The sequence below is a fragment of the Rheinheimera sp. genome (assembly GCF_036568245.1).
Lineage (GTDB): Bacteria > Pseudomonadota > Gammaproteobacteria > Enterobacterales > Alteromonadaceae > Alishewanella.
Map to the genome: position 1 here is coordinate 1 of NZ_DATCSY010000030.1, position 20,272 is coordinate 20,272.

The 20,272-nt window shown below is 50.9% G+C and carries 18 protein-coding genes and 1 pseudogene; 9 read left to right on the forward strand and 10 right to left on the reverse strand.

The window, feature by feature from the left end; genetic code table 11:
* Window positions 1-401: 401 nt before the first annotated feature.
* The 3 genes from tusA to fadB form a co-directional block, all read right to left on the reverse strand.
* Window positions 402-650: a sulfurtransferase TusA gene (gene tusA / locus VIN66_RS01330; RefSeq protein ID WP_226766026.1), complete on the reverse strand. Its 249-nt coding sequence runs from the start codon at window positions 648-650 to the stop codon at window positions 402-404.
* Window positions 651-941: 291 nt separating this feature from the next.
* Entirely contained in the window at window positions 942-2,105 is a 1,164-nt protein-coding gene (gene fadA / locus VIN66_RS01335) for an acetyl-CoA C-acyltransferase FadA (protein ID WP_331922316.1), read from the reverse strand.
* A gap of 16 nt (window positions 2,106-2,121) precedes the next feature.
* Window positions 2,122-4,275, reverse strand: a complete 2,154-nt coding sequence (gene fadB / locus VIN66_RS01340) for a fatty acid oxidation complex subunit alpha FadB (RefSeq protein WP_331922317.1) — start codon at window positions 4,273-4,275, stop codon at window positions 2,122-2,124.
* A gap of 190 nt (window positions 4,276-4,465) precedes the next feature.
* Between fadB and VIN66_RS01345 the strand changes: the two genes are divergently transcribed.
* The 3 genes from VIN66_RS01345 to VIN66_RS01355 are packed head-to-tail and all read left to right on the forward strand — an operon-like array spanning window position 4,466 to window position 9,224.
* Window positions 4,466-6,379, forward strand: a complete 1,914-nt coding sequence (locus tag VIN66_RS01345) for a transglycosylase SLT domain-containing protein (protein WP_331922318.1) — start codon at window positions 4,466-4,468, stop codon at window positions 6,377-6,379.
* A gap of 45 nt (window positions 6,380-6,424) precedes the next feature.
* The gene (gene pepQ / locus VIN66_RS01350; protein WP_331922319.1) at window positions 6,425-7,750 is read left to right on the forward strand and encodes a Xaa-Pro dipeptidase; all 1,326 of its coding nucleotides are present in this window, start codon (window positions 6,425-6,427) and stop codon (window positions 7,748-7,750) included.
* A 22-nt stretch (window positions 7,751-7,772) separates the two neighbouring features.
* Window positions 7,773-9,224, forward strand: a complete 1,452-nt coding sequence (locus VIN66_RS01355) for a TrkH family potassium uptake protein (RefSeq protein WP_331922320.1) — start codon at window positions 7,773-7,775, stop codon at window positions 9,222-9,224.
* A 24-nt stretch (window positions 9,225-9,248) separates the two neighbouring features.
* On the opposite strand, the gene trkA is transcribed toward VIN66_RS01355, so the two are convergent.
* Genes trkA through def form a run of 4 tightly spaced genes read right to left on the reverse strand, consistent with a single transcriptional unit; the run spans window position 9,249 to window position 13,447 of the window.
* The gene (gene trkA / locus VIN66_RS01360; protein ID WP_134053498.1) at window positions 9,249-10,625 is read right to left on the reverse strand and encodes a Trk system potassium transporter TrkA; all 1,377 of its coding nucleotides are present in this window, start codon (window positions 10,623-10,625) and stop codon (window positions 9,249-9,251) included.
* A 36-nt stretch (window positions 10,626-10,661) separates the two neighbouring features.
* On the reverse strand, window positions 10,662-11,966 hold the full coding sequence (gene rsmB / locus VIN66_RS01365) for a 16S rRNA (cytosine(967)-C(5))-methyltransferase RsmB (RefSeq protein ID WP_331922321.1): 1,305 nt from the start codon (window positions 11,964-11,966) through the stop codon (window positions 10,662-10,664).
* The gene (gene fmt / locus VIN66_RS01370; protein WP_331922322.1) at window positions 11,963-12,919 is read right to left on the reverse strand and encodes a methionyl-tRNA formyltransferase; all 957 of its coding nucleotides are present in this window, start codon (window positions 12,917-12,919) and stop codon (window positions 11,963-11,965) included. The genes rsmB and fmt overlap by 4 nt, the downstream gene beginning before the upstream one ends.
* Before the next feature lie 12 nt (window positions 12,920-12,931).
* A complete protein-coding gene (gene def, locus VIN66_RS01375) occupies window positions 12,932-13,447 on the reverse strand; it encodes a peptide deformylase (protein WP_331922323.1) in 516 nt (171 codons plus the stop codon).
* A 123-nt stretch (window positions 13,448-13,570) separates the two neighbouring features.
* On the opposite strand from def, the gene VIN66_RS01380 reads away from it, so the two are divergent.
* The 4 genes from VIN66_RS01380 to VIN66_RS01395 are packed head-to-tail and all read left to right on the forward strand — an operon-like array spanning window position 13,571 to window position 16,830.
* The gene (locus tag VIN66_RS01380; protein ID WP_331922324.1) at window positions 13,571-14,680 is read left to right on the forward strand and encodes a LysM domain-containing protein; all 1,110 of its coding nucleotides are present in this window, start codon (window positions 13,571-13,573) and stop codon (window positions 14,678-14,680) included.
* Window positions 14,681-14,704: 24 nt separating this feature from the next.
* Entirely contained in the window at window positions 14,705-15,796 is a 1,092-nt protein-coding gene (dprA, locus tag VIN66_RS01385) for a DNA-processing protein DprA (protein ID WP_331922325.1), read from the forward strand.
* A gap of 2 nt (window positions 15,797-15,798) precedes the next feature.
* The gene (locus tag VIN66_RS01390; RefSeq protein ID WP_226766018.1) at window positions 15,799-16,272 is read left to right on the forward strand and encodes a DUF494 family protein; all 474 of its coding nucleotides are present in this window, start codon (window positions 15,799-15,801) and stop codon (window positions 16,270-16,272) included.
* Window positions 16,273-16,287: 15 nt separating this feature from the next.
* Window positions 16,288-16,830 (forward strand): DNA topoisomerase family protein, encoded by a 543-nt coding sequence (locus VIN66_RS01395; RefSeq protein WP_331922326.1) that lies wholly within the window; start codon window positions 16,288-16,290, stop codon window positions 16,828-16,830.
* A 15-nt stretch (window positions 16,831-16,845) separates the two neighbouring features.
* Here the strand turns inward: VIN66_RS01395 and VIN66_RS01400 are convergent, their stop codons facing one another.
* Window positions 16,846-17,979 (reverse strand): 5-(carboxyamino)imidazole ribonucleotide synthase, encoded by a 1,134-nt coding sequence (locus tag VIN66_RS01400; protein WP_331922327.1) that lies wholly within the window; start codon window positions 17,977-17,979, stop codon window positions 16,846-16,848.
* Window positions 17,976-18,467, reverse strand: a complete 492-nt coding sequence (gene purE / locus VIN66_RS01405; protein WP_273020663.1) for a 5-(carboxyamino)imidazole ribonucleotide mutase — start codon at window positions 18,465-18,467, stop codon at window positions 17,976-17,978. Before purE ends, VIN66_RS01400 begins: the two co-directional genes overlap by 4 nt.
* 119 nt (window positions 18,468-18,586) lie before the next feature.
* On the opposite strand from purE, the gene VIN66_RS01410 reads away from it, so the two are divergent.
* Both VIN66_RS01410 and hemF read left to right on the forward strand, forming a co-directional pair.
* The gene (locus VIN66_RS01410; protein WP_331922328.1) at window positions 18,587-19,141 is read left to right on the forward strand and encodes a Sua5/YciO/YrdC/YwlC family protein; all 555 of its coding nucleotides are present in this window, start codon (window positions 18,587-18,589) and stop codon (window positions 19,139-19,141) included.
* A 1-nt stretch (window position 19,142) separates the two neighbouring features.
* Window positions 19,143-20,075 (forward strand): oxygen-dependent coproporphyrinogen oxidase, encoded by a 933-nt coding sequence (gene hemF, locus VIN66_RS01415; protein WP_331922329.1) that lies wholly within the window; start codon window positions 19,143-19,145, stop codon window positions 20,073-20,075.
* Here the strand turns inward: hemF and VIN66_RS01420 are convergent.
* Window positions 20,072-20,272: pseudogene (locus tag VIN66_RS01420) on the reverse strand (hemoglobin-like oxygen-binding protein); the annotation flags it as partial. The gene hemF and the pseudogene VIN66_RS01420 sit on opposite strands and share 4 nt — an antisense overlap.

The following is a 20,272-nucleotide window of genomic DNA, read 5'->3' on the forward strand; positions in this document are numbered from 1 at the left end:
ATTTAGGGCAGTTATCACCGGCAGATTATGAAGAAAAAGCTAATCTCAACGAGGCTAATGAGTGTCTATGAGATTAGGGGAAGTCCAGTCTTTAAAACGGAAACTGAGAGAGCAGGTCGTTGCTATGATGCTATCCAGGAAAAGAACTAAGCTAGATATAGCAACCGCTTATCTTTCAATAGCGCATTATGGGCAGGAGCTGAATGGGCTAACGGGATTGACGTTAGTTGTTGGCGGCAACTTGAAGCTAGCTTCAGAAGCAGACAAGATTTCTATAGTCTCAAGGTTGAAGTATCCAGAGCCTAGTTTGCAAAGCGCAGCTTGGATGTCAAAACATATGAATCGAGTTAAATATATTGAGGATAAACTTGCGAGTGTTGGGCATCGCAAGTCCGAAAAGTTTAGCCACTAACCTTTTTCACTACATATCGATACGGCAACTCTGTCGTATCGCTGTCCACCAACTCATGCTCCATAAACCGGCAAAAGGCCGGGATATCGCGGGTGGTAGCCGGGTCGTCGGCGATAATCAGCAGGGTTTCGCCGACCTGCATTTTACGCATTTGCAGCCGTACCATCATTACCGGCTCGGGGCAGCGCAGGCCTAAAGCGTCCAGTGTTTGATCTGCGCTGTTAAAAATATCTTCCATTTATACTCCGGTAAAACTGTACGTTCTAGCACCACTAAGTGGGCACTGAAATTAAAACACTGACAACGCAGCCAGAGACTGCTGGCCCAGCGAAGCTTGTAACACCCGCTGTCCTCGTCACAGCAACTCGGCTTTGCTGGTGCAAATCCTCAGACACTCTGTGACTGCGGGATCGGGGTTGCAAGCTTCAGGGTTATAGATTGCTGCTTCGTCTAAAGCAATAAAAAGGGCCGAAAATGGCCCTTATTTTATGCGATTGTATTGCTTGCTACCAGCTTGTGGTTGCGCAAACTATGGGCGTTCGAACACCGTAGCGATACCCTGGCCTAAACCGATACACATGGTTGCCAGGCCAAACTTACCGCCTTTATCTTCCATCACGTTAATCAGCGTAGTGGCGATACGTGAACCCGAGCAGCCCAGTGGATGACCAAGTGCAATAGCGCCGCCGTTCAGGTTGACCTTTTGATCGGCTACTTCCAGTAAGCCTAAGTCTTTCATAACCGGCAGTGCTTGCGCTGCAAAAGCTTCGTTCAGTTCGGCGTAGTCGATATCGGCAATAGTAATACCAGCGGCTTTTAATGCCTTTTTCGATGCTGGTACCGGGCCGTAACCCATGATGGATGGGTCGCAACCGGCCACACCCATACCACGCACATAAGCGCGAATTGGCAAGCCCAGTTCTTTCGCTTTTTCTTCGCTCATTACCAGCATGCCTGATGCACCGTCCGACAAGGCAGATGATGTACCTGCGGTTACCGTGCCGTTAGCCGGGTCGAATACCGGGCGTAGCTGGCCCAGTGCTTCTACCGTGGTTTCCGGGCGGATAACTTCATCGTAATCCATCAGTTTTAATACGCCGTCAGCGTCGTGGCCTTCGGTGGGGATAATTTCGTTTTTAAAGCGGCCCTGCACGCTGGCTTCTTGCGCCAGGCGGTGCGAACGGGCGCCGAATTCATCCTGCTGTTGGCGGCTGATACCGTGCATTTTCCCCAGCAGCTCGGCGGTTAAGCCCATCATACCGGCCGCTTTAGCGACAGACGTTGATAGCCCTGGGTGGAAGTCTACACCGTGGTTCATTGGCACATGGCCCATATGTTCCACACCACCGATTAAATACACCTCTCCCATGCCGGTTTGAATCGCGCGCACCGCATCGTGCAATGCCTGCATCGATGAGCCGCATAAGCGGTTTACTGTTACCGCTGGCACTGAATGCGGAATACCGGCTAACAGCGCTGCATTACGCGCGATGTTAAAGCCTTGCTCCAGCGTTTGCTGCACACAACCCCAGATAATGTCGTCGATATCGCTTGGGTTTAATGCCGGGTTGCGTTCAACCAGTGCCGCCATCACATGGGCAGATAGCTGCTCGGCACGAACATTACGGTACATACCGCCTTTAGAGCGACCCATAGGGGTGCGGATACAATCTACAATAACTGCGTTTTTCATTATTCTGCTCCTGCGCTTAAACGGGGAAGAAACGCTGGCCAGCTGCGGCCATAGCGCGGGTTTTATCTGTTACCTGATAAATTTCGCCCAGATGAGCGTATTTATCAGCCAGAGCAACAAAGTTCGCCAAGCCGATAGTGTCGGCATAACGTAGCGGGCCGCCACGGAACGGAGGGAAGCCTAAGCCATACACCAGGCCCATATCGGCTTCGGCCGCGCTTTCTACTATACCTTCTTCCAGACAGCGGATGGTTTCGTTGATCATTGGTACCATCACGCGGGCAATAATGTCATCGCTGCTGAACTCCTGCTTGTCAGCCGCAATACCGGCTAACAAGTTAACTGCTGCTGGGTCGATATCTTTTTTCGGCTTGCCTTTAGCATCTTTGCTGTAAGCATAAAAACCAAGGCCGTTTTTCTGGCCATAACGCTCGGCTTTGTACATCGCAGCTACCGGGTCGTTGTCCAGTTTCGCCATACGCGTAGGGAAGCCTGCTGCCATCACATCGGTACAGTGGTAAGCGGTGTCTAAGCCAACCACATCCAGCAGGTAAGCCGGGCCCATCGGCCAGCCGAACTGCTTTTCCATCACCTTATCAACCTGAGCGAAGTCGGCGCCGTCTAATACCAGTTTGCTAAAGCCGGCAAAGTAGGGGAACAGCACGCGGTTAACAAAGAAGCCCGGGCAGTCGTTGACCACGATAGGCGATTTACCCATCCGGGCGGCATAAGCCACTACAGCTGCAACGGTTTCATCGCTGGTGTCTTTACCGCGAATAACTTCTACCAATGGCATGCGGTGTACCGGGTTAAAGAAGTGCATACCACAGAAGTTCTGCGGCCGGCTTAAATTAGCCGCCAGTGAATCAATAGAAATGGTCGAGGTGTTAGAGGTTAAAATCGCATCTTCAGCAATTAAGCCTTCAACTTCTTTTAATACCGCGCCTTTTACTTTCGGGTTTTCGACTACTGCTTCAACGACGATATCAACGCCTTTAACGGTTTCGTTGCTCAGCGTCGGAGTAATAGAGGCAATGACTTTTGCCATGCCGATGGCATCAAGCTTTTTGCGCTCGACCTGCTTACCCAGTAGCTTGGTCGCTTCGCCCATACCCAGCTGCAGGGCTTTGTCGGCGATATCCTTCATGACTACCGGTACGCCTTTTAACGCAGACTGATAGGCAATACCGCCACCCATGATGCCAGCGCCCAGTACTGCGGCTTTATTGACAGCTTTCGTGGCCGTTTTTGCGGCTTTTTTCGCTTTGCCTTTAATCAGCTGATCGTTCAAGAACAGGCCAATTTGCGCTGTCGCGGCATCGGTTTTCGCCAGTTTGGCAAAACCGGCATTTTCCAGTGCCATAGCGCCTGCGCGATCTAAACCGGCAGCCGCTTCGATGGTCGATACGGCCACCATAGGTGCAGGGTAGTGCTTACCGGCAGTGGCGAATACCATACCTTTAGCGGTAGAGAAGCTCATAGTAGCTTCGGTTTTATTCAGTTTCAGCGGTTCAAGTTTGACGGCGCGTTTTTTACGCCAGTTCAACTTACCGGCAATGGCATCTTCCAATACGCTAAGGGCTGCGGCTTCCAGCTTCTCTGGCGCCACTACAGCATCAATTAAACCAAACTTCTGTGCCTGCTCGGCGCTGTGGTCTTTACCGGTAGTGATCCACTCCATTGCATTATCGGCACCGATAATACGCGGCAGGCGTACTGTGCCGCCAAAGCCAGGCATTAAGCCAAGTTTAACTTCGGGTAAACCTATTTTTGTAGTGGTATCGGCGACGCGGTAATCAGATGTGAGTGACCACTCACACCCGCCACCCAGTGCGAAACCTTTAAGGGCTACTACAGTAGGTACCGGCAAGTCTTCGGCCAGGTCGAAAATGTCTGATGCTTGTTTAATCCAGGGGATCAGTTCGTTTTCAGGGCGCTGAAAAGTGTTTAAAAATTCGGTAATGTCTGCACCAACAATAAAGGTGTCTTTTTCACTACAAAAAATAACGCCTTGCAAGGCCTTGTCGGCGTGCAGTTGTTCTAAAGCTGTCTTACAATCAGACAGCGTCTGCTGATCAAACTTGTTAACTGAGCCCTTAGCATTAAAAGCAAAACGGGCGATACCAGGTTTCAGGTAAGCAACACTGATGTTGTCACTCTGGTAAATCATAACGGTGCTCCTTGGTCGCGTATGTTAGGGTGGTTCGCAACTGGTACGATGAGGCTATCAGATCCAGTGTGTCGCGGTTTGGTAAAAAATTCAACCGTTATTTAAACGCGTGTTTGAATTCGCCGCAGTAATCAGCAGTAACTATAGGTGGTATTTCTTTCAGTTTAGAATTTTTGTCGGGGTTATCGTCGTGAAACGTATTGTTTTTATGCTGGCTAACCTGCTGTTGGCGCCGCTGTCTGCGGCGTCGGTGTCTTCTGAGGCAGCGTTACGGAATGAATTTTTGCAGGCTGAGCGCCAGATTGGCAGCCTGAAGTACGAACAGGCACAAAAGGTGCTGAAAAAATTTGCCGGCTATCCGCTGCAGCCGTATCTGGAACAGCGGCGCTTACAACAGTTTCTGACCGCTGATGAGCGTATCAGTGCCTTTTTACAACAAAATACCGGCACGCCAATGGATTGGCCGCTGCGTAAACCCTGGTTACTGGATTTAGCCCGTCGTGGTAAAAGCCAGTTATATCTGGCCAACTACAATGGCTCTACGGATGCCGAGCTGGAGTGTCTGGCACTGCGGTTTAAACTGGGGGAGAAAAACGCTGATGCAGCGTCACTTTGGCCAGACGTCAGTCGCTTATGGGTGGTGGGTAAATCGCAGCCTAAAGCCTGTGACCCCTTATTCAGTGTCTGGCGCAAAGCCGGCCAGCAGACTCCAGAGCTGGTATGGCAACGGCTGATACTGGCAGCAGAGGGTGGTGATGCCAGCCTCATTCCCTATTTAAAAACCCAACTGCCGGCTGCTCAGCAGTATCTGGCCGATATGTATCAGCAAACCCGGCGTAATCCGGCGGTTATTGCCAACAGCAAGTTCTTTGCGCTGAAAACAGTGCAAGAGCGTGACATCGCCGCCTACGGTATGAAACGGCTGATCTGGCGCCATCCGGATCAGGCACTGCGGGTATGGCAGAAGTTTGTCAATGACCCCTATTTTAGTGCCGGGCAACGGCTGGATGTGCAGCGGCAGTTCGCTATAGCGCTTGCTAGTAAAGGGGATGAGCGGGCGGCGCAGTGGTTTGACGATTTACCGCCCGAGCTGATTGACAGTACGCTGGCACACTGGCAGGTAAGCCATGCGCTGGCGCAGCTGGATTGGCCTGCAGTAGAAAAGGTGATTAAGGCATTGCCGGCCGATATTGCCAAAGATGCCAGCTGGCAATACTGGCTGGCGCGGGCATACCAGCAACAGGGGCAGGAAGAAAAAGCCAAGCCGATTTTTCAGCAACTGGCACTGCAACGGCATTTTTATGGTTTTATGGCCGCTGCAAGGTTAGGTTTGCCGCCCAGTCTGGCGCATGCGCCTGTGACCGTATCGGAGCAGGAACTGGCGGGCTTGCAACAGCACCCCGCCGTACGCCGGGCGCAGGAATGGCTGGCGCTTGGCCGGTTAACTGAGGCCCGCCGCGAATGGAATTACCTGCAGGACAGCTCGGATGAACAACAAAAGCTGGTATCTGCCAAACTGGCATATCAACTGCGCTGGTATGAACGCGCCATTTTTTCGCTGGCCGATGTCGGCTACTGGGACGATGTAGAACTACGCTTTCCGCTGGCATTTCAGGATGAAATCAGTCAGTCAGCTGCCAAGGCTGAGATTGAATCGGGTTGGGCGATGGCGATAGCCCGGCGGGAAAGCTCGTTTATGGCTGATGCTGCATCACCCGTGGGTGCGCGTGGCTTAATGCAGTTAATGCCTGCTACCGCACGGCAGATTGCGAAAAAACCGGTGCAATTGTCGCAGCTGAATAACCCGGCACTGAATATCGATTATGGTACCGATTATTTAAATTACCTGATGAAACGCAACGACGGTAATTTACTCATGGCTACAGCAGCCTACAATGCCGGTTACAGCCGGGTTAAGCAGTGGGTGCCAAAAGATTATGCCATGCCGGCTGATGTTTGGGTTGAAACGATTCCTTACCGTGAAACGCGCGACTATGTGAAAGCGGTAATGGCGTATTATCAGATCTATAATATCCGGCTGAATACCCCGACAGATGTATTTAAACCACTGACGACAATGCAGATTGGGGTCGTGGTGGATTAATGTTATGATGCCCCGCATATTTTTCAGCCAACAGGTCAGACACTTATGACAGCTTCTTATCAGAGCCTGTACCAGGCCCATATTACCGAGTTACAACTGCGCACCCGCCGCTTATTAGAGCGGGAAAATCTGGATGCGCTGGTTATTCATTCCGGCCAGACCCAGCGTAAGTTTCTTGATGATATGGATTACCCGTTTAAAGCTAACCCGCTGTTTAAGGCATGGCTGCCGGTAATTGATAATCCGCATTGCTGGCTGATCGTAGATGGTGTGAACAAGCCGAAACTGATTTTCTACCGGCCAAAAGATTTCTGGCACAAAGTGCCGGATGAGCCGCATGATTACTGGGCTGAGTATTTTGATATCCAGTTGCTCGACAAAGCCAATAAGGTGGAAACACTGCTGCCTTATGACAAAGGCCGCATGGCATATCTGGGTGAGTATCTGGAAGTGGCCCGTGCGCTCGGTTTTAATGAAATTAACCCTGAGCCGGTGCTGAATTTCATCCATTTTTACCGGGCGTATAAAACGCCGTATGAACAAGCCTGCCTGCGGATCGCTAACCAGATGGCAGTGGCCGGGCATAACGCTGCTAAAGCTGCGTTTTATGCCGGTGGCAGCGAGTTTGATATTCAGCTGGCTTACCTTGCTGCGGTGCGTCAGAGCGAGAACGAAGTGCCCTATGGCAACATCATAGCGTTAAACCAGAACGCCGCTATTTTGCATTACACTGCACTGGAGCGCACCGCGCCTGCCAAACGTCATTCGTTTCTGATTGATGCCGGTGCTGAGTTTAACGGCTATGCTGCCGACATTACCCGTACTTACAGTTACAACACTCAGGACGAGTTTGCCAGCCTGATCACTGCCGTGAATGAGGTGACACTGGAGCTGGCGGCAGCATTGAAACCGGGGCTGAAGTACGGTGAGCTGCATGTGAAATGTCATCAGCGTATTGCAGAAATACTGCAACAGTTTGATTTTGTTCGTATGTCAGCAGATGCCATTGTGGAGACTGAAATCAGCCGTACGTTCTTCCCACACGGTTTAGGCCATCATCTGGGATTACAGGTGCATGACGTTGGCGGCTTTATGGCCGATGAGCGCGGCACCCATGTGGCAGCGCCACAAAGTCACCCGTACCTGCGCTGTACCCGCATGATAGAGGCTAATATGGTGTTTACTATTGAACCTGGCCTGTATTTTATCGACAGCCTGCTAGCCGACCTGGCAGCAACAGAGCACGATAAGGCGATTAACTGGCAGAAAATTGATGCATTCCGCCACTATGGTGGTATTCGTATTGAAGATAACGTCATTGTGCATCAGGAACGTAACGAAAATATAACCCGTGAACTTAAGCTGGCATAACACCTAAGGACGCCTAAAGGGGATGCAATACCGCTCGATAATCCGGATCCTGGGGCTGCTGATCGCGATTTTCAGCATTAGTATGGTGCCACCGGCATTTGTAGCTTATTGGTACAAGGATGGTGCCGGCGTACCCTTTATTCTGTCTTTTGTGCTGTGTGTGGTTATCGGCTTTCTGATCTGGTACCCAAATCGTCAGTTTAAAGAAGAGCTGAAAGTGCGGGACGGCTTTTTAATCGTTGTCTTGTTCTGGATAGTGATCGGGGCCGTAGGGGCTATCCCGTTTATGCTGGCCAGTAATCCGCATTTGAACCTTGCCAGTGCGATGTTTGAAGCGTTTTCCGGCCTGACAACCACCGGTGCTACTGTGCTGACCGGCATTGAGTTTCTGCCCAAAGCCATTCTGTATTACCGCCAGCAGCTGCAATGGCTTGGAGGTATGGGGATCATCGTACTGGCCGTTGCTATTCTGCCAATGTTAGGTGTAGGCGGTATGCAGCTGTATCGCGCCGAAACACCCGGCCCGGTAAAAGATAACAAGATGACACCACGCATCGCCGATACAGCAAAGCATCTGTGGTATATCTATCTGGCACTGACGCTGGCCTGTGCTTTGTCATTTTATCTTGCCGGGATGAACTGGTTCGATGCGATATGCCATGCATTTTCAACCGTGGCGATCGGTGGCTTCTCGACGTATGACGCCAGTATTGGTCATTTTCAGAGCCCGTTGATAAACGGTATTTGTATGTTGTTTTTACTGCTGAGTGCAGTGAACTTTCCACTGCATTTTGCTGCTATTCGTGGCAAAAGCGTCAGCACCTATTTTCGTGACCCGGAGTTTAAAGCATTTTTGCTGATCCAGGCGGCACTGATCCTGATGTGCTTTCTGGTGCTGTGGTATACCAATGTGTATGACAGTAGTGCCGAAGCCCTGAACCATGCTGCATTTCAGGCGGTATCGATATCGACTACTGCCGGTTTTGCTACCGATGGTTTTGCTGCCTGGCCATTGTTCTTACCAATATTGCTGATTTTTTCCAGTTTTATTGGTGGCTGCGCCGGTTCCACCGGTGGCGGGTTGAAAGTCGTGCGGGTGCTGCTGTTGTTTTTGCAAGGGATCCGAGAGCTGAACCGGCTTATTCATCCGCGCGCGGTATACGCGATTAAGTTAGGCCGCCGGCCTGTAGCCGACCGCATCGTGGAGGCCGTGTGGGGCTTCTTCGCCGCTTATGCACTGGTGTTTGTCGTCATTATGCTGTTACTGCTGATGACCGGGTTGGATAATATTACCGCCTTTACCGCCACGGCGGCCTGCTTAAATAACTTGGGCCCAGGCCTTGGTGAAGTGGCTGCGAATTTCGGCGCTATACCCGACAGCAGCAAATGGCTGCTGATTGTTGCCATGGTGTTTGGCCGCCTTGAGGTGTTCACACTGTTGGTGCTTTTCACACCGGCATTCTGGAAAGACTGATGCCGGCTGAGCCGGCATCAGATGTCAGATAAAAATAGCACTGACCTGGAACAGCTTTTCAACTTCAACAATATGCTTTTTATCAACCATAAACAGGATGACGTGATCGTCGGTTTCGATCACGGTGCTGTCGTGGGCAATTAATACCTCATCACCACGTACTATAGCGCCAATAGTGGTGCCAGGTGGCAACTTGATAGCGCCAATCGGTTTTCCCACGACTTTGCTGGTGCTGCTGTCACCATGGGCAATAGCTTCGATGGCTTCAGCGGCACCGCGGCGCAGTGAGTAGACGTTAACGATGTCACCGCGGCGGATATGGGTCAGTAATGCCGAAATAGTCGCCTGCTGTGGTGACACGGCGATGTCCACTTCGCCGCCCTGCAGCAGATCAACGTAGGCACCGCGCTTAATCAGCACCATGGTTTTCTGTGCACCCATCCGTTTGGCCAGCATCGCTGACATAATATTGGCTTCATCGTCGTTGGTTACTGCGATAAATACATCTACCTGTTCGATGTTTTCCTCTTCCAGCAGTTCCGGATCTGAGGCATCGCCAACATATACCACGGTGTTATCCAGTGAGCTGGACAGGAATTCGGCGCGTTCTTTACCGCGCTCTATCAGTTTTACACTGTGGGTTTTTTCCAGCGCGCGGGCCAGGCCAAAGCCGACATTACCGCCACCGGCAATCATAATTCGGCGATAGCTGCGCTCCAGCTTTTGCAGCTCACTCATTACGGCGCGGATATGTTTAGTGGCGGCAACGAAAAACACTTCGTCATCGGCTTCAATAATAGTGGTACCAAGTGGCTTTATCGCATGGCCACGACGGTATATGGCTGCTACCCGCGTTTCGATATTTGGCATATGCTCTTTTAGCGCCGACAACGCGTGGCCAACCAGTAAACCGCCATAGTAAGCCTTAACCGCCACCAGGCTGACTTTACCACCGGCAAACTCCACTACCTGCAAGGCACCCGGATAGTCAATCAGCCGACGGATATAGTTCGTTACCAGCGCCTCAGGCGCAATAAAGTGGTCTACCGGCATATCGTCTTTATGAAACAGCTGATCGCGGTATTTCAGGTACTGATTGGTGCGGATACGGGCAATTTTAAGCGGGGTACTGAAAATACTGTAGGCCACCTGACAGGCAACAATATTCACTTCGTCGCTGTTGGTTACCGCAACGATCATATCGGCATCTTCCGCGCCGGCCTTTTTTAAAATATCCGGATGTGAGCTGTGGCCATGCACCACCTGCAAGTCGAACCTGTCCTGCAAGGCTCTTAGCTTGTCGATATTAATATCAACAACAGTGATATCGTTTTGCTCGCCAACCAGGTTTTCTGCCAGGGTGGCACCAACCTGACCTGCGCCTAAGATGATAATCTTCATGCTCGCTCACTATGTCGCTATTGGGGCTGATAAATGTCAGCTTAACTTTTTAACCAGTTTGGCATAGAAAAAGCCATCCAGATCACGCTCGCCGGGTAGTAATTGCCAGCCATTGTTGCTGCCGCTTGGCTGCTGTGGCAGCGCGACTAAACTGGCATCGCTGTTGTGCTGTAAAAACTGTTCAATCTGCATGCTGTTTTCCTGCGGCAATACGCTGCAAGTTGCATACAGCAAGGTACCACCTGGTGCCAGCAGCGCCCAGCACTGCTGCAGTATACGCTGTTGCAGTTCTGCAAGGGCCGCTATGTCGGCTTTCTTACGCAACCAGCGGATATCCGGATGGCGGCGTATTACGCCGGTGGCTGAGCAGGGCACATCAAGCAGAATACGGTCGAACAGCTGGCCTTGCCACCAGGTATCCGGTTCGCTGGCATCGGCGGCTAAAACCTTGGCTGTAAGACCAAGCCGCGCCAGGTTGTCGTGCACCCGCACCAGGCGTCTGGCATCTTTGTCCAGTGCTGTTACGCTGGCATCGGGGGCCAGTTCAAGGATATGACAGGTTTTACCGCCCGGCGCACAACAGGCATCCAGTATCTGCTGGCCGCTTTGCACATCGAGCAAGTTTGCTGCGTACTGTGCTGCGGCATCCTGCACCGAAAACCAGCCATCGCTATAACCCGGCAGGGTAGTGACATCCTGGGCTTGAGTGAGTTTGATGGCGGCTGGCAGGTCTGCCAGTGGCCGGCTGTAGTCGATGCCGGCACGGGTTAAGGCTGCAGCATAATCGGTTGCGGTAATTTTGCTGACATTAACCCGCAGCCATAGTGGGGCTTTGTGCTGGTTGGCGTCCAGTATCGCCTGCCACTGCTCAGGATACGCCTGCTGCAAAGCGGTGATGAACCAACCGGGGTGATTGAACTTAACAGCGGCCGGTGCGGCCTCGAAATTAAACAGCTCCTGCTGGCGCTGCACATTGCGCAGCACACCATTAATCAATTTAGTCAGTGACTGGCCTTTTAACTCGCGTGCAGCTTCTACCGTTTCACTTATCGCGGCATGGTCCGGAATGCGCATAAACTTCAGCTGATAAATACCGACATACAGCAAAAACTGCAGTGGCCGCAGTTGCTTGATCAGTGGTTTAGCCATCAGTTGGCTGCATACGGCTTCCAGCTGAGGCAGGTAACGCATGACACCAAAACAAATCTCCTGCAGCAGCGCTTTGTCCAGTGGGTTATCCAGCAGCGCCTGGGCCTTAGGTAATACCTCGGACAGTGACATCCCCTGATCAACCACATCAAAACAGCTGCGGGCCGCCAGCGCCCTTACACTCAAGCTCATTCAGACTGACCGATAATGCTGCCGACGCTGAACCAGTCAGCCCGGCCATTAAGAAAATCCGCTGCAGCCATCGGCTTTTTACCGGGTGGTTGCAGCTGACTGATAATCAGCTCACCTTCGGCACAGGCAATGCGGATTCCGTGTTTATCTGCTCCGGTTACTGTACCGCTACTGGCAGGGGCAGGGCGGTTTTGCGCGCTGGCTTGCCACACTTTAACTGTACCTTGAGGCAGGCTGATATAGCTTACCGGCCAGGGATTAAAAGCCCTGATCTCCCGCTCAAGCGCTATAGCGCTTTTAGCAAAATCAAGCTCCGCTTCATCTTTGTGCAGTTTTTCCGCGTAACTGGCTAAATCGTTATTCTGTACCTGTGCCTGCTGTTGTAGCCGGGGTAAATCTGCCAGTGCCTGCAGCAGCGCGTCCGGGCCAAGCTGAGCCAGCTTTTCGTATAGTGATGCGCTGGTATCGGTATTACTGATGTCACAGCTGACCTTGCTCAGCATGGCACCGGTATCCAAACCGGCGTCCATTTGCATTATGGTAATACCGGTTTGCGTATCGCCGGCCCAGATTGCCCGTTGGATCGGCGCTGCGCCGCGCCATTTCGGCAATAAAGAACCATGCACGTTAATGCAGCCAAGCTTGGGTGTATCCAGCACAACCTGTGGCAGAATAAGGCCATAGGCGACAACAATCATTAAATCTGCATTTAAAGCCGCAAGTTCGGCTTGTGCAGCAGATTTTTTTAATGATTTTGGCTGGTACACGGCGACATCGTGCTGTATTGCCAGTTGTTTTACCGCACTGGGCTGCAATTGCTGCCCACGCCCGGCCGGCCGGTCAGGTTGGGTGTACACAGCAACAACATCATGTTCAGAATTTAGCAGTGCTTGCAGATGGCGCGCCGCGAAGTCGGGCGTGCCTGCAAAAATAATACGTAAGGGAGTGGTCACAGTCGTTCCTGTTTACAGCGCGTGGCGCTGTGCCATTTTGGCTTCTTTTTCCAGCTTTTTCCTGATGCGATCCCGCTTTAACGGAGACAGGTAATCGATAAACAGCTTACCGAGTAAATGATCAAGTTCGTGTTGCAGACAAATAGCCAGCAAACCGTCGGCATGCAGCTCAAACCAGTTACCGTCTCTGTCTTGCGCTTTTACTGTTACTTCAGCTGCGCGCTCAACTTTTGCATAGTTCTGCGGCACAGACAAACAGCCTTCTTCATAGCTGGTTTCACCGCTGCGTGAGGTAATTTCCGGGTTAATAAACACCATGGGTTCATTACGATCTTCAGAGATATCGATCACTACGACGCGTTTGTGCACATCGACCTGTGTCGCTGCCAGCCCGATGCCGTTTTCGTCATACATGGTATCGAGCATATCAGTCACTAACTGCTCAATCTCGGCTGTAATATTGTCTACCGGTTTTGCTACTGTACGTAGCCGTTCATCCGGAAAATGTAAAACTTGTAAAACTGCCATAACACCTACAAAAATATGCTTTGTTTCAAAGGTTGTGGTATGTTTTAATTTTAGCCATTAATCCGCTGTATTAACAGCTTAGTGTGCAATAATTACAACAAGATCGAGCTCAAGGATGCAGGCATGCTGAAAAAAATTGCAATGATTGTCACTCTGATTGTATTGAGTGGCTGCTTTAACGTGTTTGCGGACGTGCTAAAGATCCGTGGCGATGCTCCTGCAAACTATGTGGTTAAAAAAGGCGACACGCTGTGGGATATTTCTGCACTTTATCTGAATGAACCCTGGCTGTGGCCGCAATTGTGGCAGATGAACCCGCAAATTGATAACCCACACCTGATTTTCCCCGGCGATACCTTGACCTTAACTTATGATGCTCAGGGCAGACCAAGGCTGGTGGTTAATGACAACGTGAAGCGCTTATCTCCGGGCATTCGCAAAACGATGAAAGGTGGGGATGCAGTAAGTACGTTACCCCTCAGCATGATCCGCCACTACCTGACTTTTGAACAAGCTCTGAGCGACGAGCAAATAGAAGCGCTACCTTATATTCTGGGCTCAAATGCCAATGTTAAGAATTCTGTCAGTGACCATACCATTTATGCCAAAGGTGTGCTGGAGTCCGGCGCTTCGTATGGTGTATATCGTAAAGGCAAACCTTACATTGATTTAGAAACCGGTGAACTGCTCGGGTACGAAACCACTTTAATTGCCACTGCGCGCGCTTTTCGAAGTGGCCGTGAAGCTACAGAAGAAACGCCAGCTGAAGCTGCATCGCTGAATGTACTTAGTGTCAAGCGTGAGATTAAACAGGGCGATCGCGTGATGCCTGCACTGGAAGGCCAGGCGCTACCCGCTTTTTTTGTTATGCAAAAGCCTGAGTTTGATGTCAGCGGCACCATTATCGATACCACGTCTAACCTGCGTGAGTTTTCTAAGTGGGATATCGTGGTACTGAACCGGGGCACGCTAAGTGAACTGAAAGCCGGACATATGTTGGGCATCTATCGTAATTCACCAACTGTGATCGATGGCGAAAATGGCCCGGTGTATGTTGAGGACGCAAACAAGCTACAGAAGATGTTTAAGAACTTTGGCGAAGATACTATCACGCTGCCACGGGAAAAAGTGGGTGAGTTGATGGTATTTAAAGTGTCTGAGCGCACCAGCTTCGCTATCGTGACCAAAACCCAACGGCCTATCCGTGTTGGTGACATGATCGCCAACCTGTAACAAATCTCAGGGAGCCGGTTTGTCATGGATGAACTCCATAACTGGCTCGCTTTAGCCTCTGTGCATGGCCTGGATGGCCTGAAGTACCAGCGACTTCGCGAGCACATTTCATTGGCTGAGCTGGTTAAACTACCGGCCAGTACACTTCGTAATATCGGGTTTACTGAGCGTCAGGCATACTTGCTGACGCAGGAGTCTATGCCTAAAGCCGAGTCAGCGCTGCGCTGGCTGGACAGCTCACAGAACCACCACGTTATAACTTATGCCGATGTGCGCTATCCGGCACTATTGAAACAAACAAAACAGCCTCCACTATTACTATTTGTAAAAGGTGACCCTCAGTTGCTGTCGCAACAACAGCTGGCAATGGTCGGAAGCCGGCAGCCCACCCCAACCGGGCGCAAGGTAGCCCATAACTTTGCGGCTGAGCTGACACAACAGGGCTATCTGGTAACCAGTGGTATGGCCCGAGGTATTGACAGCGAGAGCCACAAAGGCGCGTTAAGTGCAGGTGGTCTGACGATAGCCGTATTGGGCCACGGTTTAGAGCAGGTCTATCCTTCATCTAACAAGATATTGGCGCAAGCTATTACTGAGCAAGGCGCCCTGGTATCTGAATATTTTCCGGATGTGCAGGCCAGAGCTGAGTTTTTTCCGCAACGTAATCGCATTGTGGTCGGGTTGAGCATTGGTACTATAGTGGTTGAAGCGGCGCTGAAAAGCGGCACTTTGATAAGTGCCAACCTGGCAGCAGAATACAGCCGGGACGTATTTGCGGTGCCAGGCTCGGTATATAGCCCACAGTCGGCTGGCTGCCATGCGTTGATCCAGCAAGGGGCTAAACTGGTAACCAGCGTGGCCGATATAGTAGAAGAGTGGAGCTTTTTTAGTCAAAGTTGTCTAAAAAGTAGTATTGAGGAAGAAAAAAGTACGGAAACGGACTTGTTTGCCCGTCAGTTGTTGGCTAACGTAGGAGATGAAGTTACCGCAGTTGATCTGATTGCAGAGCGCGCCGGCCTGGTGATTGCTGATGCAACAATAGCGCTGCTGCAGCTGGAGTTGGCTGGAGAAGTAGCAGCAGTTCCTGGTGGCTACATAAGAGTGAGGAGTGCCTGAGTATGTTTGATATCCTCGTTTACCTGTTCGAAAACTATATCCACAACGAATCTGACATTTACGTTAATCATGCCGATCTGACCAAAGAGTTAAGCCGGGCGGGTTTTCATGACGACGATATCTTTAAAGCGCTAAAGTGGCTCGACAACCTGTCTGCGCTGCAGGAAAGTCATGTCAAGCCATACCTGTCAAAAGGAGCGTCCAACGCGACACGTATTTACAGTGCGCCAGAATTGGCAAAACTGGAAGTAGAGTGTCAGGGGTTTCTGTTGTTTCTGGAGCAGATTAATGTACTGGACGCTGTCACCCGGGAGATGGTGATTGATCGGGTGATGGATTTAGATGGCAATAGTATCAGCCTGGAAGACTTGAAGTGGGTAGTGCTGATGGTGCTGTTCAACGTTCCGGGCCATGAATCCGCTTATGCCCAGATGGAAGACTTAATTTTTGATGAACCTGAAGGGCCGCTGCATTAAGCGGCCTTTAACTTTATGACCGACGATTCTGCGCTATTCTCGTTGCCACAACAGCAGCAACTTTGCCCTTTATGTCAGCAGCCTCTGGTGATGAAATCCGGTAAGAACGGTCCTTTTCTTGGCTGTAGTGCTTACCCGGCTTGTCACTATATCAAGGCGCTGCATCAGCATGAAACCGCGATTGTTAAAGTGCTGGACACTGAAGCCTGCCCTGAATGCAGTGCGCCTTTGGCGGTGAAGAATGGCCGCTATGGTATGTTTATTGGCTGCACAAACTATCCCCAATGTCATTTTGTTGTACATGAACAGGATGAACAACCACAGGCTGATCGGCTGGGCTGTCCAAAGTGTAAGAATGGTCATTTAACCGAGCGGGTAAATAAATTTGGTAAACACTTCTGGGGCTGCGATAACTACCCGAAGTGTAAATTTTTACTGAATGACAAACCTGTCGCCGGGCAGTGCTCAGATTGTGGTTTTAGCTTACTGATAGAAAAAAAGGGCCAGCTGTTCTGTGCGGACAAACGCTGTGCTGTAAAACAACCGGCGCCAAAGTAGCGCCGGTTCAGTTGTTTAACTCAGCCTTGCTGCCATTTGTGTCAGCTCAGGAAACGCTGTTTCTGGTAACAAGGTTATTAATTTCTCAAACCGGGTTTTAAGTTCTGTTGTTGTTGCACCGGACAAATTGATATGGCCCATCTTTCTGCCCGCCCGTTTCGTTTTACCGTACCAGTGCAGGTGTAAGCCCGGTATGTTAAGAATGGCTTCTGGCACGCTATCTTCGCCGAGGATATTCACCATCAGGCTTGGCCGCACCAATGCCGTGCTACCCAGAGGTAAATCGCATACCGCCCGCAGGTGCTGTTCAAACTGACAGACGTCGGCACCTTGCTGCGTCCAATGGCCAGAGTTATGTACCCGCGGTGCTATTTCGTTAACCAGCAGCTCGCCGTTAACGTCAAAAAACTCAATCGCTAATACACCAATGTAATTGAGTTGATTAGCCACCGCAGTAAACATCTGCTGTGCCTGTTGTTGCAGTTGCTCATTCCCGGCTACGGCCAGTGATACGCTTAGCACACCGTTAACGTGGTGATTTTCGGTCAGAGGGAAAACCTTTACTTCACCATTGGCACGACGGGCGCCAATCAGAGACACTTCACGCTGAAACGGAATAAACTGCTCGGCAACGATGCTTTGTTTACTGTCTGCCTGAAGAAACGCATCCAGTTGCTGCCACAGTGCAGCGGCATCCTCAGCGCGCTTTAAGCGCCATTGGCCTTTGCCGTCGTAGCCAGCCAGTGCACTTTTAAATACTAAGGGTAAACCCAGTTTGCGAATAGCTTGTTCAAAGTCCGTTTCGTTATTAACGATATGATAAGCGGCAGAACGCACAGCTGCGTCATCCAGCAACTGTTTTTCTAATCGACGGTCACCACCGGCTTTTATCGCGGTTTCGCCGGGTAAAAACTTACCGCTTTGCTGACACTGCGCCAGAATCGGTAGAGGTATATGTTCAAACTCTGCTGTAACAACGTCGGCATCGGCAATGGCCTTGTCCAGACCTTTACCTAAAGGCTGCTGTGTTAACGGGTGCACTACACTGTCGCTGTTAACATCATACGCACTGATGCTGATGTTCAGCGGTGCACCGGCCAGTGACATCATCCGCGCTAGCTGGCCGGCTCCCAGTACTAATACCTTCATAATTGCACCTGTGATGGATCTGGCTGGCTTAACACCATATCTGTTTGCGCCTGACGGAACTCATCGATTTTTGTCATCAGTTCAGGGCTGTGTGTGGCCAGAATTTGCGCCGCTAATAAACCGGCGTTGGCTGCACCCGCATCGCCAATGGCTAAAGTGCCCACTGCTACGCCTTTTGGCATTTGTACGATAGATAACAGTGAGTCCAGGCCTTTTAGTGCCTTTGACTGCACAGGTACACCTAACACCGGTAAACTGGTAAAGGCAGCTGCCATGCCCGGTAAATGCGCAGCGCCACCGGCACCGGCAATAATTACTTTTAAACCGCGGCTGGCTGCAGAGCTGGCATAATCCGCCAGCAACTGCGGCGTGCGGTGTGCGGAAACAACTTTGGTTTCATAGGCAATACCGAATTTATCCAGCATATCAGCGGCGTTTTTCATAGTAGGCCAGTCTGAGGTGGAGCCCATGATGATACCAACTTGCATTGTTGTTTCCTTCTGAACGTGATGAACTAAAAGCGTGAAGGCGCTATTATAGCCAGTTGCGCAAGCGAAGAAAATTTTAACTGTGAATTTCCGTTCGTATACTGGAGTAACTGTAAGAAATGACGGCGTTGGATTCTGTAATTCAGGCTCTGAATGATGGTGGTGTAATAGCCTACCCGACAGAGGCGGTATTTGGCTTGGGCTGTGATCCTGATAATGAAACGGCAGTAATGGCATTACTGGCGATAAAGCAACGCCCGGTTGAAAAGGGTCTTATCCTGATTGCTGCCGATTACTCACAGCTTTTGCCCTATGTGGATGATACTGCTATACCCCAGGATAAACGTGCCAAGATTTTCGCAAGCTGGCCAGGCCATGTTAGCTGGGTGCTACCGGCTAGCACGACAGCTCCGAAATGGATTACTGGTCAGTTTGATTCCATTGCCGTGCGCGTCAGCGCTCATCCAATCGTACAGCAGCTGTGCCGGGCTTACGGCAAACCGCTGGTGTCAACCAGCGCGAATTTATCCGGCCAACCATCAATTACCGATCCGGTTGAGCTGGAGCAAAGTTTAGGTTCGCTGCTATCAGTTATTATGCCGGGCGCTTTGGGCGGCGCGACGCAGCCGAGCCAAATCCGCAATGCATTAACCGGCGATATCGTAAGGAGTTAAGGTGGCACAGACACAACCGCATGAGCATTTAACGGCTGTACAGCAGTTTTTACAACAGTTGCAGAATAGTATTTGCAGCAGCCTGGAACGTGCTGATGGCAAAGCGCAGTTTGTCGAAGACGCCTGGCAGCGTGCAGAGGGCGGCGGTGGCAAAAGCCGGGTGCTCACAGGTGGCGCTGTGTTTGAACAAGCCGGGGTTAACTATTCTCATGTGTTTGGCGCTAATATGCCGGCTTCGGCTACGGCGCACCGGCCGGAATTGGCCGGACGCAGCTTTAATGCCTGTGGTGTGTCTTTAGTTATCCATCCTAATAATCCTTATTTACCAACGACGCATGCTAATGTGCGGTTTTTTATCGCGGAAAAAGCAGGTGAAGCGCCGGTATGGTGGTTCGGTGGTGGTTTTGACTTAACGCCGTACTACCCGTTTGAAGAAGATGTAGTGCATTGGCACCAGACCGCCAAAACCGCAGTTGACCCGTATGGCGAGCAATATTATCCGGCCTATAAAAAATGGTGTGACGATTATTTCTTTTTAAAACATCGTGGCGAAACCCGCGGTGTCGGTGGTTTATTCTTTGACGATTTAAATCAGCCTGGTTTTGATACTAGCTTCGCGTTGATGCGCTCAGTCGGTGAGGCGTTTATTCCGGCCTATCTGCCGATTGTTGAAAAACGCAAAGCTACACCCTTTGGTGAGCGTGAGCGACAGTTCCAACTATACCGTCGTGGCCGTTATGTGGAATTTAATCTGGTGTATGACAGGGGAACGCTGTTTGGCTTGCAAAGTGGCGGTCGCACAGAGTCGATTCTGATGTCGATGCCGCCACTGGTGCGCTGGCAGTACGGTTACCAGCCTGAAGCAGGTAGTGCAGAAGATCAGTTGTACCAGCGCTATTTAAAACCACAGGATTGGCTGAAGCTTGAGCCTTAACAGTTGATCATATGGCTTGCCAGTTGGCCTATCGACTGGCGAATACCTTCCCGCAGCATCTTATTCTCTACCACCTCATCCAGCGCCTGATCCATACAAAACATCCATTGATCGCGCAGCTGCTCGTTGACAGTAAAAGGCATATGGCGGGCCCGCAGTCGCGGATGGCCGTACTTTTGTTCAAACAGGGCAGGGCC